The following is a 13,943-nucleotide window of genomic DNA, read 5'->3' as shown; positions in this document are numbered from 1 at the left end:
CCTCAGCTTTCCCGCAAGATTACTCAAAGATCGGTGCAGCCCGCTCTTCGGGCGGCCTCGCACCCCTAGCATTCTGAGTGGGGCCGAAACTGCGACTGGGGAACAACGCAGACGCCGGGGCCAGGCGAGTGGGGATTCGCAGGCATCCGGGGCCGCGGCTGGGGAGCCGCGGCTCCGCCCCGGTCAGTTCGTTTCGATCGTTGCGGGGGTCAGGCGGTAGCCGACCCCGCGCACGGTCTCGACGTAGCGAGGGGCGCTCGTGCTGTCACCGAGCTTTCGCCGCAGGTTGGCGATGTGCGTCTCGATCGCGCGCTTGTCCGGCTCGCTCACGTAGTCGCTCGAGCCCGGGGGAAGGCCGCGCAACCCCCGGGCGAGCTCGGCCTTGCTGCATACGCGCTGCTTCGCCTCGAGCAATGCGGCGAGCAGATCGAACTCGGTCGGGGTGAGGTCGATCCGCCGTTGCCCGATCAGGACCATCCGCGTGTCGAGGTCGAGGCTGAGGTCCCGGTGCACCCGCCCACGCCAGGTGAGCACGGTCGCGCCGTCGGCCACGGGCTCGGGTTCGACCGGAGCACGCAGGCTCGACGCACTGCGGACGTCCGGCAGTCGAGGACGACGCAGGAGCGCCTCGATGCGGGCACGCAGCTCGCGCGGGCGGAACGGCTTCACCAGATACTCGTCGGCACCGGAGGTGAGCCCCAGAACCACGTCGGACTCGTCGGAGAGCGCCGAGAGCATGATGATGAAGGTGTCGCTGACTCGACGGATGCGCCGCGCCACCTCGAAGCCGTCGATGCCGGGCAGGTTGATGTCGAGGGTCGTGATCACCGGCTGGTGCCGCTCGACGGCCCCGAGACCGTCCACACCCGACCCCGTGAGGATCGTCTCGAAGCCCGCCGCGAGGAAGACCTCGTCGAGCAGGGAGCGCACACCGGGATCGTCCTCGATGATCACGGCGACCAGGGCGCGGACGTCCCCCGAGCTCACGAGGCGCTCTCGCGCGTGATCGTGACGAAGCGCGGCGCGTCGGCATCCAGCTCGGACGGGTCGACATCCGCCGCTCCGACGGGCCGTTCCACCTCGATGTCCCACCACGAGTCCGCCAGCTCCCCGGCCATGCCACGCCCCCACTCGATCACCACGACGGACCGCTCGAGGTCGAGGTCGAGGTCGTCGAGCTCAGCAGCCGAGCCGAGCCGGTAGGCGTCGACGTGCACCAGTGGTGCTCGGCCGACCAGGGAGGGATGAGTGCGGGCGATCACGAAGGTCGGGCTCTGCACCGGTCCGCGCACCCCCAGCCCCTCGGCGAGACCGCGGGTGAAGGTGGTCTTCCCCGCGCCGAGAGGACCGGTCAGCACGAGCAGGTCGCCCGCCTCGAGATGCTCGCCGATGCGCAGACCCAGCTGCTCCATCTCCTCGGCGGTGGCGATCTCCCGGCGGCCGAGGAAGGCGGGATCCACGCTCACGACGTCCTCCGAGGCACCCGGGGGCCGATCCGGGTGACGATCTCGTAGTTGATGGTGTCGGCGGCTTCGGCCCAGTCCGCAGCCGAGGGCACGCCGAGGGTGGGGTCGCCGAACAGGACCACCTCATCCCCGATCGAGACGGGGGTGTCCCCGACGTCGACGATGAACTGATCCATCGCGATCCGTCCGACGTTGAGGAACCGGCGCCCGCCGATCGAGACCGGAAGCTTCCCCGAGGCGTTGCGGGGCACCCCGTCGGCGTAGCCGAGAGGAACGAGCACCAGGGTCGTGTCGCGGTCGGTGCGATGGTCATAGCCGTAGGAGACCCCGGTTCCCGCCGGCACGCGACGGACGGCGGCGATCGCGCCCCGGAGGGTCATGGCCGGCCGCAGCCCGAGTTCCGCTGAACTGCGGTCGTCGAAGGGCGAGAGGCCGTAGAGTCCCACGCCGATGCGGACGGCGTCGAGGCGCATCTCGGGCAGGTCTATGGCTGCTGCCGTGGCGGCGATGTGTCGGATCTCGGGATGGACGCCGAACGACGCAGCGGTGGCGACCCCCTCTTCGAATTTCGCGAGCGCCGCCCTGTCGTCGTCCACGGAGGTGTTGGAGAGATGGCTGAACAGTCCCACGATGCGCAGGCGCCCGATGCGCTCGAGCCGCGCCGCCTCCGCCAGCACACGTCCCCAGTCCGCCGGGGCGATGCCATTGCGCGACAGCCCGGTCTCGAGCTTCAGGTGCACTCCGACCGGCCGGTCGACAGCGGCTGCCGCGCCGGCTGCCTCGAGCTGATCGAACGAGGAGATCCCGACTTCGATGTCCTGTGCCGCGGCGTGCTCGAACCTCTCCCCCGGCGCATGCAACCACGCCATGATCGGCGCGTGCACGCCCTGTCTGCGCAGCTCGAGCGCCTCGGGGATCTCGGCGACGCCGATCCGCGTGGCACCGGCCGAGAGCGCGGCCACCGCTGCCGAAGCCGCACCATGACCGTAGGCGTTGGCTTTCACGATGGCGATCACCTCGACGCCGGTGAGGCGCCGGAAGTGCCGCACGTTGTCGGCGATGGCATCGAGATCGATGGTCGCTTCTCGGAACGGGACGGTCACAGCGGTGCTCCTTCGGCGACGACGAACGCCGCGGCGAGGCCGGCGTCATGGGTGAGAGTCAGATGCAGTGTGAGGATGCCCCGTTCCTCGACGACGGCGGCCGTCGACCCGGAGAGCACGAAGTGCGGGCGACCGGAGGGTTCCGAGGCGATCTCGATCTCGGTCCAGTGCACACCGTCGGATCCGCCCAGAGCCTTGATCAACGCCTCTTTGGCGGCATAGCGCGCGGCGAGGGAAGGCAGACGTAGCGTGCGCTCCGACGGGGCGAAGAGGCGTTCGCGAAGTCGCGGCGTCCGCTCCATCGTCCGCTCGAACCTCGGGATGTCCACGAGGTCGATGCCGGTTCCGATGATCACCCGTTCAGCCTACCGAGCCTGAATCTCGTTGAAATCGCCCAAATGGCTCCGTTTCCGCTGGAAACGAAGCCATTCGCGCGAATCGGGGGCCGGGTCTACTCGACCGTCACCGACTTCGCGAGGTTGCGCGGCTGGTCGACGTCGAGTCCCTTCGCCGTGGCCAGGGCCATCGCGAAGATCTGCAGCGGCACGACGGCGAGCAGCGGCTCGAACATCGGGCCGGCGAGCGGGATGCGGATGACCTCGTCGGCGAACGGCAGCACGGCCGCGTCGCCCTCCTCGGCGATCACGATCACCCTGGCACCGCGCGCGCGGATCTCCTGGATGTTCGAGACGACCTTGGAATGCACGAGCGCCGAGTGACGCGGCGACGGCACGAGCACGAACACCGGCTGCCCCGGCTCGATCAATGCGATCGGACCGTGCTTGAGCTCGCCGGCGGCGAAGCCCTCCGCGTGGATGTAGGAGATCTCCTTGAGCTTGAGCGCACCCTCGAGCGCGATGGGGTACCCCACGTGCCGGCCGAGGAAGAGCACCGAGCGCGTGTCCGCCATCCACCCGGCGAGCTGCGTCACGTGCTCCTGCTCGCTGCCGAGGACCTTGGCGATCTTCTCGGGGAGCGCCGCGAGCTCTGCCGCGTCGAGCGAGGCGTCGGCCACGGCACCGCGGACCCGGCCCATGTGCAGGCCCAGCAGCAGGAGGGCGGTGATCTGTGCCGAGAACGCCTTGGTCGAGGCCACGGCGACCTCGGGTCCGGCGTGCGTGTAGACCACCGCGTCCGACTCACGCGGGATGGTGGCGCCCTGCGTGTTGCAGATCGACAGCGTGCGCGCACCGCGTTCGCGGGCGTACTTCACGGCCATCAGGGTGTCCATCGTCTCCCCCGACTGGCTGATCGACACGACCAGGGTGTCGGCGCCGATCACAGGGTCGCGGTAGCGGAACTCGTGTGCGAGTTCGACGTCGACGGCCACGCGTGCCCACTGCTCGATCGCGTACTTGCCCACCAGCGCCGCGTAGGAGGCCGTGCCGCAGGCGGTGATGATGACCCGGTTGATGCCGACGAAGAGCTCGTCGAACCCGTCGAGCTCCGGGATCACGACCTGACCGTCCTGGATGCGGCCGCGGATGGTGTTCGCCACCGCCTCGGGCTGCTCAGCGACCTCCTTGGCCATGAAACTCGACCATCCGCCCTTCTCGGCGGCTGCCGCGTCCCACGACACGTCGAAGGGCTCCGGCTCGACGGGTGTGCCGGCGAAGTCGGTGACCGTCACGGAGTCCGGGGTGATCGAGACGATCTGGTCCTGACCGATCGCGAGCGCCTTGCGGGTGTGCTCGATGAAGGCGGCGACGTCGGATCCGAGGTAGTTCTCGCCCTCGCCGAGCCCGATCACGAGCGGGGAGTTGCGACGAGCGCCGACGACGAGGCCCGGGTGGTCCTGGTGCATCGCCAGCAGGGTGAATGCCCCCTCCAGGCGGTTCACGATGTTGCGGAAGGCCAGCTGCAGGTCGCCGCCGTTGCCGGCGTACTCCCGTCCGAGCAGGGCTGCGGCGACCTCGGTGTCGGTCTCGCTGCGGAACACCACGCCGTCGGCGAGGAGCTCATCACGCAAGGCCGAGAAGTTCTCGATGATGCCGTTGTGGATGACCGCGAGCTTGTCGTCATCGGCCAGGTGCGGGTGCGCGTTGTCGTCGGTGGGCCCACCGTGCGTCGCCCAACGGGTGTGCCCGATGCCGGTCGAGCCGTCGGGGAGCGGCGCATCCGCGAGCGAGTCGCGCAGCACGGCGAGCTTGCCCGCCTTCTTGCGCATGCCGAGCGCCCCGTCACCGTCGATGACCGCCACGCCCGCAGAGTCGTATCCCCGGTACTCCAGGCGTGCGAGGCCTGCGAGAAGGATGTCCTGGCTGGGGCGCGGGCCCACGTATCCGACGATTCCACACATGGCATCAAGAGTAAGACGCGTTTTTTGCGAGTCGTCCGTACAATCGGACGTCGCAGGGGGGCCTCAGAGCTTGCGCAGGAGCACGCTCTCCACGTCGTGATCCGCGCCCTTGCGCAGGACGAGCCGCGCACGGTGCCGGGTGGGCATCACGTTCTCGACGAGGTTCGGCATGTTGATCTCGTTCCAATATCCCAGTGCGGTGGTGATCGCCTCCTCGTCGGTGAGGTGCGCGAACACGTTGAAGTACGACGAGGGGTTGCTGAACGCGGCCTGACGAAGGGCGAGGAAGCGATCGACGTACCACTTCTCGATGTGCGAGGTGTCGGCGTCGACGAAGATCGAAAAGTCGAAGAGGTCGCTCACGGCCACGTCGTTCGGCGCGGGCGGCGGCTGCAGCACGTTCAGGCCCTCGACGATGACGACGTCGGGGCGGCGCACCACCACGTTCGCATCCGGGACGATGTCGTAGCGCATGTGCGAGTAGAAAGGAGCACGCACCTCGGCGGCACCGCTCTTGACCTCGGTCAGGAACTCGATCAGGGCGCGGCGGTCATAGGACTCGGGAAAGCCCTTGCGGTCCATGATGCCGCGGCGCTCGAGCTCCGCGTTCGGGTAGAGGAACCCGTCGGTCGTCACCAGTTCCACCCTCGGGGTCCCCGGCCAACGGCTCATGAGTTCGCGCAGCAGGCGCGCGATGGTCGACTTGCCCACGGCGACAGACCCGGCGACTCCCACGACGAACGGGGTGGTGGTGTCGTCCTCTTGGAGGAACGAAGAGGTGGCGGCACCCAGTCGCTTCGTCGACGTCGCGTACAGGCTGAGCAATCGACTCAGCGGCAGATACACCTCGCGCACCTCGGTGAGCGAGAGGCGATCTCCGATGCCGCGCAGCTCGACGACCTCGGTCTCCGTGAGCGGCTGGTCGAGTCCGGCGGCGAGGCGCGCCCACTCCGCACGCCCGATCTCCCGATACGGAGACAGCGGCAGCGTGGGGTCGGCGGTGGTCACGGGGTCCATCGTATCGGCGCGCTCACGGCGCGATGTCCGCGGGAGAGTATTCTCATCCCGTGCGCCTGGGAGTCCTCGATATCGGATCCAACACCGTCCACATGCTCGCGGCCGACGTCCGCCCCGGTGGACGTCCGCTCGCGACGACGAGCGACCGGACGGTGCTGCGCCTCATGCGCTACCTCACCCCCGACGGGTCCATCGCGGAGGAGGGCGTCGTCGCGCTCGAGGCCGCGGTCGCGCAGGCCCGAAGGGTCGCGGAGAGCGAGCGCGTGGATGCCCTGCTCGCCACGGCGACGAGCGCGGTGCGCGACGCCCGCAACGGCGCAGACGTCATCGCCCGCATCGAAGCAGCGCTGGGACAGAGTCTCCAGGTGCTCGACGGCGAGACCGAGGCGGAGCTGACCTTCCTCGCGGTCCGTCGCTGGTTCGGCTGGTCGGCAGGTCAGCTCCTGCTGCTCGACATCGGCGGCGGCTCGCTGGAGATCGCAGCGGGAGCCGAGGAGCTGCCGGACGCTGCGGTCTCGGTCCCCCTGGGCGCGGGGCGCATGACCGTACAGTTCCTGCCGAACGATCCGCCCGGTGAGACGGACGTGGAACGACTGCGCGCGCACGCGACGGCGACGCTTGCGGAGGTGCTGCCGAGGTTCGTCGCCCTCCCCCGCCCCGATCACGTGGTGGGCTCGTCCAAGGCCATCCGTTCCCTGGCCCGACTGGTCGGATACCCGGCCCAGGGATGGTCGGGGAGCGAACGGATGCTGCTCCCCCGCACCGCTCTCGGATCGTGGATCCCCCGGCTCGCACGTCTGCCCGCGTCCGCCAGACAGGAGCTGCCCGGCATCACCCCGGATCGGACGTTCCAGATCGTGGCCGCGGCCGTGTCGCTGCATGCGGCGATGACCGCCCTCGACGTGGACGAGCTCGAGGTCTCACCATGGGCGCTGCGCGAAGGGGTGCTGCTGCGCTACATCGAACAGCTGAACTGGAGCGACTCCTCCCGTTGAGCGGTGCGTGACATCGGATGAACATCCTCTGTTGCCCGCTGTGACCGCGCCGGTATCCTCTGACCAGGCGAACATCCGCCCGCCCGCACGAAGGAAGACGGGGGGCGTGAACGCCCGGCGCGACGGCCAGCTGGTCGACGCCGCCGCATGGTCATCGGCGTCGGGGGGTGCTGAGTGGGTCCAGGAGATGCGAGAGCGATCGACTCGGCGGAGCTGAGCGCACATGGCGTGCACGCGGTGGATGAGCGTGTCCCCCTCCTGGCGACGAAGCGGACGTCGGGTCCGGTGACCCTGTTGTCCCTGCAGGGCAGCACCACGGAGCTCGCCATCGACACCGCCACGACTCACCCCGACCACGCGGTCTTCGCCTTCGTCGACGCCGCAGGGCTCGCGGCGAAGGAGCAGAACGGTCCGTGGATGCCCGTCGAGAGCGGGCTCGTGGTGGCCCCGCCCGGGGTCGCGGAGCGCGTGCGGTGTGTCGGCACGTGGCACATCACCGCCGCCTATGTTCCCCGCACCGCGCTCGGGACATACGTCGCCGCACTCCCCTCCTCGACATGGATCCTCGAGGAGCGACGCCCGCTCGATCGGGCGATGCAGGCGTTCATCGAGCAGGTGCTGGCCGTCGATGACGAGGCGACCGCGATCGAACGATATGCGATGGAGCATCTGATCGTGGAGATGAGCGGAGCGGTGCTGCTCGACCGCGTCGACGCCGTATCCGGACCGCGCTCAGCTCACGCCGCCCTGCGGGACCGAGCGGTCGCCCTGATCGCTCAGCAGTGCGGCGACCCGGGGCTGAACCCCGCGCGGGTAGCCCGCGAGGTGCAGACCTCCCTCCGCCAGCTCCAGCTGGTCTTCGCCGAGGTCGAGAACACGGTCGCGGGCGAGATCAGACACCGACGCACGCTCCTGGCGCGGTCTCTGCTCACCGACAGCCGATACGACGATCTGAGCGTCGAGCAGATCTCGCAGCGCTCGGGTTTCGCCTCTCCGATCAGCCTTCGCCGCGCCATCGAGGAGGACTACGGTGCCACGCCCCGCGCATTGCGCACCCATCGCGACGCCGCTCGGCACGGTGGGGAACGCGAAACGGCCGACCGCTGAGATCAGCGGTCGGCCGTGTTCGGTCGCGAGGTCAGAGCGACAGACGTTCCTGCACGACCTCGGCGAGGCGACCGGCGTAGGCGTGGACGGATTCCGCGTCGGAGGCTTCCACCATCACACGCACCAGCGGCTCGGTTCCGGACTTGCGCAGCAGCACCCTTCCGGAATCGCCGAGCTCCGACTCGATGTCGCGCACAGCCTGCTGCACGACCTCGTCCTCGGACACACGGTCCTTGTCGACGTCGCGCACGTTGATGAGCACCTGCGGGTAGACCGTCATCACCGACGCCAGCTCTGCGATCGACTTCTGCTGCCGCGCCATCTCGGCGACCAGGTGCAGGCCGGTGAGGATCCCGTCGCCCGTGGTGGCGAACTCGCTCATGATCACGTGACCGGACTGCTCACCGCCGAGCGCGTAGCCGCCCTCGTTCATGTCTTCGAGCACGTAGCGGTCGCCGACGGCCGTCTGCCGTACCGTGATGCCGTGCTCGCGCATGGCGACGTGCAGACCGAGGTTGCTCATCACCGTCGCGACGAGGGTGTCGTCGGTGAGGTGCCCGCGCTCCTTCATGGACACCGCGAGGATGGCCATGATCTGGTCGCCGTCGATGTGGTTGCCCTCGGCGTCGACGGCAAGGCAGCGATCGGCGTCGCCGTCGTGGGCGATCCCGATGTCGGCGCCGAGGCGCACGACGGCCTCCGCGAGATTGTCGAGATGGGTCGAGCCGACGCCGTCGTTGATGTTCCAGCCGTCAGGGTCGGCGCCGATGACGGTGACCTCGGCGCCCGCATCCCGGAACGTCTCAGGAGAGACCCCTGAGGCGGCGCCGTGGGCGCAGTCGAGCAGCACGTGGATACCGTCGAGGCGGTTCGGGAGCGACCCGAGAAGATGCATGACGTAGCGGTCCTCCGCGTCGGAGAACCGGTCGATGCGTCCCACCCCGGCGCCCGTCGGGCGCAGCTTCTCGCCGGACATGGCCTCTTCGATGCGGCGCTCGACCTCGTCGGGGAGCTTGCGGCCCCCGCGGGCGAAGATCTTGATCCCGTTGTCGGGAGCGGCGTTGTGCGATGCGGAGATCATCACACCGAAGTCGGCGTCACGGTCGGCGACGAGGAAGGCGAGCGCGGGTGTCGGAATGACCCCCGCCTCGAGCACGTCCACTCCCGAGGAGGCGAGACCGGCAGCGACGGACGCCGCGATGAAGTGCCCGGAGACCCTGGGGTCGCGGGCCACGACTGCGGTCAGCCGCTTGCCTTCGGCCTTGCGAGCCTCCGCAGTACGACCCTGGCCCAGGACGACAGCAGTCGCCTGGGCCAGGGTGAGCGCCAGGTCGGCGGTGAGGATGCCATTGGCGAGTCCTCGCACACCGTCCGTGCCAAAGATCGGCATCGGAGCAGTTAACCTTAACGCTTCGAGTACTGAGGCGCCTTACGGGCCTTCTTGAGTCCAGCCTTCTTGCGCTCCTTGACGCGAGCGTCGCGCGAGAGGAAGCCGGCCTTCTTCAGGGTCGGACGGTTGTTCTCCTCGTCGATGCCGTTCAGGGAGCGGGCGATGCCGAGGCGAAGCGCACCGGCCTGGCCCGAGGGGCCTCCGCCGGAGATGCGTGCGATGACGTCGTATGCACCGGCGAGGTTCAGCACGGTGAACGGGTCGTTGATCAGCTGCTGGTGCAGCTTGTTCGGGAAGTAGTCCTCGATCGTGCGGCCGTTGACCGTGATCGTGCCCGAGCCGGGGACGATGCGCACGCGGGCGATGGCCTGCTTGCGACGGCCGACAGCGGCACCCGGGACGCTGAGGACGGGGCGGGGAGCCGCCTCGACCGCGTCGGTCTCGGGAGTCGACGTCGAGAAGTTCTGGGGGGTTTCGGTGGTGTCCTGGATGTCAGCCACGAGTATGTCCTTAAGTCTTACGGCGCTTACTGGGCGACCTGGTCGAGGGTGTACGGCGTCGGCTGCTGCGCGGCGTGCGGGTGCTCGGCACCGACGTACACCTTGAGCTTGGACAGCTGCTGGCGGCCGATGCTGTTCTTGGGGAGCATGCCACGGATGGCCTTCTCGACAGCGCGGACCGGGTTCTTCTCGAGGAGCTCGGCGTAGGTGACGGACTTCAGGCCGCCCGGGTAACCCGAGTGGCGGTAGGCCATCTTCTTCTGGAGCTTCTGACCGGTGAGCGCGACCTTGTCGGCGTTCACGATGATGACGAAGTCACCCGAGTCGATGTGGTTGGCGAAGGTCGGCTTGTGCTTGCCACGCAGGAGCGTAGCGGCGTGCGAAGCCAGACGGCCGAGAACGACGTCGGTGGCGTCGATGACGACCCAATCGCGCTGGACTTCGCCAGCCTTGGGAGTGTAAGTGCGCGTCACGATAGTGCTGCTTTCTTGTGTCGAACGGAGAAGTTCGTGAATCCCACTCCGGGGTGGTTCTTCCCGACAGGGAGGAACACGCCAGTGGAGGGCTCACGTTCGGACGATGCGCTTTCTCCGCGGACGGGAAAGGCACCAAAGGGAAATCATACGCCACCGGTGCCGTATGCCCAAACCGCGGCTCAGTCGGGCTTGACCGTGACGAGGATCGGACGGTGATCGCTCGCCCCCTGCGGCAGGGTTGTGATGCGCTCGATCTCGAAGCCCGTCGACGTGGCGAAGTCGTAGTGGCCCCGGAACACCCGGTAGCGCGTGTACGTGTGGTCGTCGCTGAGGGAGAGCGCGTAACCGTGGTCGCGCACGGCCTGACCGAGGTTCTCCTTGAAGATCGGATAGTTGTAGTCACCGACCATCAGCTGGGGCAGGCCCTCGCCGAGCGCGGCGAGCTCGGAGAGCGCGGCGCGGATCTGGTGACGGCGCAGGGAGTTCAACGCGGTCAGCGGAGCGGCGTGGAAGGAGGCGACGATGAAGTCCTGGCCGTCGTCGATGTCGCGCAATCGCGCACCGAGAACGCGTTCGTGTGCGGGTTTCGCGATCCGGTCGTGCAGGGATTTCTTGAGTCCGAGCATGCGGATCGCCTGCAGGTGGAACGTGCTCGCGCGATAGAAGAGTGCGAGTCCGAGACGGTTGCCCTGGGTGGCGTCGGCGAGCACGAGGTCGCCGATCTGCGTCGGCAGCGCGGGGACGTCGCACTCCTGCAGACAGAGGATGTCGGGATCGTGCTCGCGCACCAGAGTCACGAGCTCACCCGCGGCTCGATGCTTCTGGAGGTTGTACGAGATGACCTTCATGACCGTTCCACGCTACTCCGGCCCGCTGTGCATCGGCTCCGGATTGCACACCGTGACTCGTCTGCGGTATTGCGCCGCATGCCCCTGCTCGCGGCGCTCCGTCGTCGCGGGCGGGGTCCGAGGCGCGCGTCAGTCGCGGTCTCGACGCGCGCGCGTCTGGATCGCTCGCGACGACAGCAGCTCGTCGGCGGGGTACCCGACCTCGGTGAGGATCAACCCCCGCGCGGCCAGCACCTTGAACTCGCTGGTGCGGGTGAGCGCATCGCGCAGCACCACGAGGTCGTCGACATCGAGGCGCCCCTCCCCCACGGCGACGCAGGCCCCGACGAGTGCGCGCACCATGCTGTGGCAGAACGCGTCGGCCTTGACCTCCGCGACGAGCACGCCGTCGGCATCACGCTCCCAGCGGTAGTCGAGCAGTGTGCGGATCGTCGTCGCCTCTTCCCGAGGCTTGCAGTACGCCGCGAAGTCGTGCAGTCCGATCAGCGTCCGCGCCGCGGCATCCATCGCGCGCTCGTCGAGGCGGCCGCGGACGAGGGTCGTGTCGTGGCGCCGCAGCGGGTCGTACCCGGCCTGTCCGTCGGCGAGACGATAGCGATAGCGACGCCAGACCGCGGAGAACCGTGCGTCGAACCCCTCGGGGGCGATCGACGACCGCGTGACGGTCACATCCGAGTACGCACCGAGCACACCCCGCATGCGGCCCGCGATGGTCTCGGCGGGCTCCGACGGCGCCCGCCCCTGCCGGGCTTCGATGCGCGACCACTGCTTCTCGTCGAGGTCGACGTGCGCGACCTGGCCGCTCGCGTGCACGCCGGCATCCGTGCGACCTGCCACCACGAACTGCACGTCCGAGCCCACGATGCGCGCGAGGGCGGCTTCCAGCGTGCCCTGCACCGTGCGCAGAGTCGGCTGCTTCGCCCACCCTCGGAAATGGGTGCCGTCGTAGGCGATGTCGAGCCGGATGCGCACGCAGCAAGCCTAGGACACCGAGACCGCCGGACTTCAGGCGGCGTTCACCGTTCGACCAGGATTCCGTCCCGATCGCTGTAGAGATGCGCCCCCGGCCGGAAAACCACACCCTCGATCACGAGCGCGACATCGGTCTCACCGGCTCCGAGCTTCGCACTCTTGCGCGGATTCGTCCCCAGGGCCTTGACCCCCAGCTCGAGGGCATCGATGGCGACACTGTCGCGGATGGCGCCGTTGATCACGACCCCGGCCCAGTCGTTCGCCACGGCGGACGCCGCGATCAGGTCGCCCATCAGTGCCGTCTCCAGCGATCCAGCGCCGTCGACGACCAGGACCGCGCCCGCACCGGGAGTCGCCAGCACCGCCTTCACCAGCGCGTTGTCCTCGAAGCAGCGCACGGTGCGGATCGGCCCGTCGAACGCCGACCGCCGGCCGAAGGAGCGCAGCTGCAGCGAGAGCGACTGGATCTCCTCCCCGAGCTCGTCGTAGAGGTCCGCCGTCGCGACCGCCATCCTCAGATGCCTCCGTCGATCGACCGGATGGTCACGGCAGGCTCGTCCGGGACCATCACCTCGGTGTCGCGGTTCAGGCTCTCGCCACGGAAGAAGCGCTTCGAGCGCGGGAAGAGGTACCAGACGAACATCAGCACCAGACCGAATGCCAACGAGCCGACGCCGATCACGAACGTGCCGCCGATACCGAACAGGACCGTGTAGCCGTAGTCGACATCCCACATGTCGATGGCCGACTGGATGAACGCCCACGCGAGCATGAGCCCGCCCAGCAGCGGGAACAGCCCCTTGAAGAAGAACTCGCGCGCGGACGAGGTGAGGTCCTTGCGGAAGTACCACACGCACGCGAAGCCGGTGATGGCGTAGTAGAACGCGATCGCGAGACCGAGGGACAGGATCGAGTCCTGCAGGATGTTGTCGCTGATCAGCGTCATCCCGACGTAGTAGACGGAGGCGACCACACCCATGACGATGGTCGAGAACGACGGCGTCTTGTACGTCGGGTGCACCTCCTTGAACCTGGCGGGCAGGGCGCGGTAGACACCCATGGCGAGCGTTCCCCGGGCGGTCGGCAGGATCGTGGTCTGGGTCGACGAGATGGCCGAGATGATCACGGACACCACCAGCACCCAGCCGAAAGGACCGAGCAACCCGTCCTTGATCGCGAGGAAGAAGTCGTCGGCGTTCGCCTCGTTGCCCAGGCCCGTGCCGTCCTCGCCGAGTCCGGCGTACATCATCGCGGCGATGGTCACCGCAACGTAGGTGAACAGCAGGATCACGGTGGTCAGCAGCGCGGCGCGTCCGGGGATGCGCTTCGGGTCCTTGGTCTCCTCGTTGAGCGCGAGGCAGGTGTCCCACCCCCAGTAGATGAACAGCGCCAGAAGGATCGCCTCCGTGAAGCCCGACCAGTCGGTGAACGCGAACGGGTTCATCCACTCCCAGTCGAAAGGCGTCGCGTTCGGAGCCGTGCCGTCGAAGAACTGCCACAGCGCCGCGACGATGAAGATCGCCAGTGCCAGGTATTGGATCGCGAGGAGGATGTTCTGGATGCGCTCGCCGATCTCGACGCCGCGCCAGCTGACCCAGGTCATCGCCGCGATGAAGAGCACGGCGACGACGACGACGCGCCAGTCGTTGTTCTCCAGGTCCTGTCCGATCAGCGACCAGAAGTAGACCGAGGCGATCTGCGCGAGGTTGGCCAGCACGACCATTCCCGCGACGGCGACTCCCCACCCGCCCATCCAGCCCACCCAGGGAC

15 protein-coding genes are annotated in these 13,943 nt (G+C 68.4%); 2 read left to right on the top strand and 13 right to left on the bottom strand.

Features of this window, described 5'->3' with window-relative positions:
* Window positions 1-183: 183 nt before the first annotated feature.
* From FFS56_RS17060 to coaA, 6 genes are all read right to left on the bottom strand, one after another.
* Complete coding sequence (locus tag FFS56_RS17060; RefSeq protein ID WP_061018510.1) at window positions 184-987, bottom strand: response regulator transcription factor; 804 nt, start codon at window positions 985-987, stop codon at window positions 184-186.
* Window positions 984-1,412, bottom strand: a complete 429-nt coding sequence (gene tsaE, locus FFS56_RS17055) for a tRNA (adenosine(37)-N6)-threonylcarbamoyltransferase complex ATPase subunit type 1 TsaE (protein ID WP_127012936.1) — start codon at window positions 1,410-1,412, stop codon at window positions 984-986. The genes FFS56_RS17060 and tsaE overlap by 4 nt, the downstream gene beginning before the upstream one ends.
* 50 nt (window positions 1,413-1,462) lie before the next feature.
* Window positions 1,463-2,569, bottom strand: coding sequence for an alanine racemase (alr, locus tag FFS56_RS17050; protein WP_061018508.1), 1,107 nt, complete (start codon window positions 2,567-2,569; stop codon window positions 1,463-1,465).
* The gene (locus FFS56_RS17045) at window positions 2,566-2,925 is read right to left on the bottom strand and encodes a holo-ACP synthase (RefSeq protein ID WP_017828216.1); all 360 of its coding nucleotides are present in this window, start codon (window positions 2,923-2,925) and stop codon (window positions 2,566-2,568) included. The genes alr and FFS56_RS17045 overlap by 4 nt, the downstream gene beginning before the upstream one ends.
* Before the next feature lie 95 nt (window positions 2,926-3,020).
* A complete protein-coding gene (gene glmS, locus FFS56_RS17040; RefSeq protein ID WP_127011865.1) occupies window positions 3,021-4,868 on the bottom strand; it encodes a glutamine--fructose-6-phosphate transaminase (isomerizing) in 1,848 nt (615 codons plus the stop codon).
* Window positions 4,869-4,931: 63 nt separating this feature from the next.
* Entirely contained in the window at window positions 4,932-5,885 is a 954-nt protein-coding gene (coaA, locus tag FFS56_RS17035; RefSeq protein ID WP_046747367.1) for a type I pantothenate kinase, read from the bottom strand.
* Between the two features lie 50 nt (window positions 5,886-5,935).
* Here coaA and FFS56_RS17030 point away from each other — a divergent pair, with 50 nt between their 5' ends.
* Both FFS56_RS17030 and FFS56_RS17025 read left to right on the top strand, forming a co-directional pair.
* Entirely contained in the window at window positions 5,936-6,880 is a 945-nt protein-coding gene (locus FFS56_RS17030) for a hypothetical protein (RefSeq protein WP_046747366.1), read from the top strand.
* Between the two features lie 237 nt (window positions 6,881-7,117).
* Window positions 7,118-7,987: a helix-turn-helix domain-containing protein gene (locus FFS56_RS17025; RefSeq protein ID WP_127011864.1), complete on the top strand. Its 870-nt coding sequence runs from the start codon at window positions 7,118-7,120 to the stop codon at window positions 7,985-7,987.
* 31 nt (window positions 7,988-8,018) lie between these two features.
* Here FFS56_RS17025 and glmM read toward each other — a convergent pair whose 3' ends face one another.
* The 7 genes from glmM to FFS56_RS16990 all read right to left on the bottom strand — a co-directional run.
* Window positions 8,019-9,377, bottom strand: a complete 1,359-nt coding sequence (glmM, locus tag FFS56_RS17020; RefSeq protein WP_046747365.1) for a phosphoglucosamine mutase — start codon at window positions 9,375-9,377, stop codon at window positions 8,019-8,021.
* Between the two features lie 14 nt (window positions 9,378-9,391).
* Window positions 9,392-9,877 carry a 30S ribosomal protein S9 gene (gene rpsI / locus FFS56_RS17015; RefSeq protein ID WP_045263679.1) on the bottom strand — a complete coding sequence of 162 codons (486 nt, stop codon included), beginning with the start codon at window positions 9,875-9,877 and terminating at the stop codon, window positions 9,392-9,394.
* Window positions 9,878-9,903: 26 nt separating this feature from the next.
* Entirely contained in the window at window positions 9,904-10,350 is a 447-nt protein-coding gene (gene rplM, locus FFS56_RS17010) for a 50S ribosomal protein L13 (RefSeq protein ID WP_046747364.1), read from the bottom strand.
* Window positions 10,351-10,532: 182 nt separating this feature from the next.
* The gene (locus FFS56_RS17005) at window positions 10,533-11,201 is read right to left on the bottom strand and encodes an endonuclease/exonuclease/phosphatase family protein (RefSeq protein ID WP_058632688.1); all 669 of its coding nucleotides are present in this window, start codon (window positions 11,199-11,201) and stop codon (window positions 10,533-10,535) included.
* Window positions 11,202-11,330: 129 nt separating this feature from the next.
* Window positions 11,331-12,173, bottom strand: a complete 843-nt coding sequence (truA, locus tag FFS56_RS17000; RefSeq protein WP_046747362.1) for a tRNA pseudouridine(38-40) synthase TruA — start codon at window positions 12,171-12,173, stop codon at window positions 11,331-11,333.
* A gap of 44 nt (window positions 12,174-12,217) precedes the next feature.
* On the bottom strand, window positions 12,218-12,685 hold the full coding sequence (rraA, locus tag FFS56_RS16995; RefSeq protein ID WP_046747361.1) for a ribonuclease E activity regulator RraA: 468 nt from the start codon (window positions 12,683-12,685) through the stop codon (window positions 12,218-12,220).
* A gap of 2 nt (window positions 12,686-12,687) precedes the next feature.
* A partial coding sequence (locus FFS56_RS16990) for an APC family permease (protein ID WP_137772334.1) occupies window positions 12,688-13,943 on the bottom strand: 1,256 nt, incomplete at its 5' end.

The sequence above is a fragment of the Microbacterium sp. Beta genome (assembly GCF_005502545.1).
GTDB classification, from domain to species: domain Bacteria; phylum Actinomycetota; class Actinomycetes; order Actinomycetales; family Microbacteriaceae; genus Microbacterium; species Microbacterium oxydans.
This window is presented reverse-complemented; position numbering and strand designations above follow the sequence as displayed.